Source organism: Streptomyces sp. 8K308, assembly GCF_004348315.1.
GTDB lineage: Bacteria > Actinomycetota > Actinomycetes > Streptomycetales > Streptomycetaceae > Streptomyces.
On the sequence record NZ_SMKC01000673.1, the window covers coordinates 1 to 857 of the forward strand.

Annotated in this window: 1 protein-coding gene; it reads right to left on the minus strand. The window is 72.8% G+C overall.

Annotation, left to right across the window (positions count from 1 at the left end; translation table 11 throughout):
• Positions 1 to 98: 98 nt before the first annotated feature.
• Positions 99 to 857 (minus strand): glycoside hydrolase family 95 protein (locus E1265_RS36585; RefSeq protein ID WP_243741399.1); only part of this gene is annotated, 759 nt, incomplete at its 5' end.

Here is an 857-nt window from a genome sequence, read left to right on the forward strand (position 1 = left end):
TTACGCCGAGGACCCGCACCTGACCGCGGCGCTGGCCACGGCGTACACCCGCGGCCTACGCGGAGACCACCCCCGCTACTGGCGTACCGCCCCCCTCCTCAAGCATTGGCTGGCCCACAACCACGAGCGATGAGCGCGGCGGCACCGCCGTTGTCGGCGCACACGTACTGGTTGTTGGCGCGGGCCCGCAGGCTGTCGAAGGTGGCCGAGAACGAGATCCGGCCGGTGGTCGACGCGGTCAGCCGGACCACGATCACCTGGTCCGCAGCGCTGGCGAAGGTCTCCCTGGTGTAGGTGACGCCGTCGCGGGTGTAGCGGGTCAGGGCGATGGCGGTGGCGAGGTCGAGCTCGCGGCGGTATCCGCTGGCGGTGCCGCCGGAGGGGAACGTCAGACGCAGGTTCCCCACCGTCTGGTAGGGCATCTGGCCTCGGGGGGGCCCCATGAACTGGCTGTCGATCAGCGACTGGGCGGCGGACCACTCGTTGTTGAAGACCCGACGTCTGATCTCCGCCAGGTTGGCCCGGCCGTCCGGGGCGGCCGGGCCGTAAGGGCCGCCGCCCCAGACGGTGTCCTCGTTCAGCTGGAGCCGTTCGCTCTCCACGCCGCCGAACACCATGGCGCCGAGCCGTCCGTTCCCGATCGGCAGCGCCCGCAGCCACTCGGTGGCCGGGCCGGTGTACCGCAGGAGCGGTTCTTCGGCGAGGGGCAGGTCGGTCGCGGTGGAAGCAGTGGTGGCGGCCCGTGCGGTCGTGGCGGCGGCGCCGGCGGCCACACCGGCGGCCAGCGGAGAGGGCGAGGAAGTGCCGGCGGTTCGGGCGGGGAAGCATGTCGGCTCCTGGGCGAGGGGGCACGACGG